The sequence below is a fragment of the Tenacibaculum finnmarkense genomovar ulcerans genome, assembly GCF_900239495.1.
GTDB lineage: Bacteria > Bacteroidota > Bacteroidia > Flavobacteriales > Flavobacteriaceae > Polaribacter > Polaribacter ulcerans.
Window position 1 is genome coordinate 1 of record NZ_OENE01000002.1, and the last position, 1,937, is coordinate 1,937.

A 1,937-nucleotide genomic window follows, 5' to 3' on the forward strand; every position below is an offset into this window, starting at 1 on the left:
ACGGATACAACCTGTATTTAAATGATTTAAGTACCTATCAAAACGGAACACATGAAATATTGCTTCGTTTTAATGTTGATGAAATTTTATAGTAAATAGCTCGTGTTTAAACATGGTTAAATTCTTAAAAAAAATATAGGTAAAAAATGACATTACCTTTGATAAAAAAAAACTCTTACAACTCCTTATAAAAGAATAAAAATATGCGTTATAGTGAACACTCTTGGGCAAAAAAAATGTCCATTTTAAAAAATACCTTACTCTTTTTTTGTTTAAGTTTCAGCCTCTTTTTATCGGCACAAAAAATTAGTGTTGGTAACAATGAAGGTGTAAGTGAAAACATGCCTCTTGCTTTGCATAAAAATGGTAATTATAGTCAATTTATATATCTAGGTTCTGAAATTAAAACATCGGGAAATATCAAAAGTCTTACATTTAAATTAAATACTACAGGTAATTTAAACATTGCTTCTTTTAATAGGTGGACATTAGGGCTGAAAGAAGTTGCTGCTACAACAACGGAGCTTAGCACTTTTAGAAATTCAGTAACTCCTTTTAGTGATTTTACACGAGTATTTGACGGATATATACAATACAACCAGGCTAATGGAGAGGTAACGGTTGTTTTTTCGACTCCCTTTAAATACAATCATACTAAAAATTTAGTGGTTGAAATTAATGAAAATTCGGGAGGGCAGATGCCGTATGATTATAATAAACCTACGCCTAAATTTCAAATTTTTTGGACGGCTGGTTACCGTGCAGGTTATAGAAATAAATATGGTTATGTAGGTAGCGATCACTCATATTATGGCTTACTTAAAGAGCGTAAAGTTCCTAGGGTAATTATCGGATTTAAGCAAGATGAAGTTACGCAACCTGTAATTACGATGCAAAATCCGGCAGAAGCTAGTGTTTGTAAAAATAATAGTTTTGTTTTTTCTGATGTAAGTGTTACTGAAAACCCAAATTTAAAATGGACAACAGATGGTTCTGGTGTTTTTGAAGACGATACCAAATTATTATCAAAATACACACCTAGCGAGCAAGATGCGACCAAAGGTTTTGTGACTCTTAGATTAACCGCTACAAAAGAGTCAGTAACAGCGACTAAAACCTTTAAATTGAGTATTCAAGCCGATGCAAAAAGTGCCGGAACAGATGGGAGTTTAACTGTTTGTAAAGGAACAAATCCAACAGATGAACAATTATTTGATGCTTTAGGAGGTTCTGCTGAAACTGGTGGAGTTTGGGTTTCAATCGGCTTAGTACACACTTATACACAAACTACAAGTTTAGGTTGTAATCCGAAAAAAGCAACTATTACAGTTAAAGAAGAAACGGATGTTAAAAGCGCTGGTGAAGATGGTGTTTTATCAATATTAAAAGATTATGAGCCTACGGAAGAGGAGCTTTTTGCAGCCTTAAATGGCTTTGCAACTACTGATGGTTCTTGGGTTAAAAAGAACAGTAATACCTATATTTATACAATCACTTCAACAAGCCCGTGTGTAAAAAATACTACCGCTACAATTCGTGTAAAAAGGAATCAGAAAACGACAAACGCATTTTCGCCAAACGGTGATGGTGTGAATGATACTTGGATGATATTAGCAGATATTGCAAATAAATATCCAAAGAATACGATGTGTATTTATAACAGACACGGAAATTTAGTGTACAAGGCGCTCAGGTATAATAATGATTGGGATGGTACTTCTAACGGAAAAATAACACTAAGTAAAAAATCAAAACTCCCTGCAGGTCCTTATGTCTATATTTTAGAACTGAACAACGCTACAAAAAAGGTTTTAAAAGGTTGGGTTTATATAAATTACTAGATAAAAATGATGTTATTAAAAAAATTAACCTTCGTGCTATTAATCACGTTGGCTTACACGGGTATTGCTCAAAACAATGTAGATTATTCATTGTAT

1 protein-coding gene is annotated in these 1,937 nt (G+C 32.9%); it reads left to right on the top strand.

Annotated elements, in window-relative coordinates; genetic code table 11:
• The first annotated feature begins 236 nt into the window (after positions 1–236).
• Positions 237–1,841, top strand: a complete 1,605-nt coding sequence (locus DPIF8902391_RS00015) for a gliding motility-associated C-terminal domain-containing protein (protein WP_172504681.1) — start codon at positions 237–239, stop codon at positions 1,839–1,841.
• Positions 1,842–1,937 lie beyond the last annotated feature (96 nt).

Coding starts and splice junctions, on each gene's coding strand:
- DPIF8902391_RS00015 (WP_172504681.1), top strand. CDS start 237: ATGTCCATTTTAAAAAATACCTTACTCTTTTTTTGTTTAAGTTTCAGC.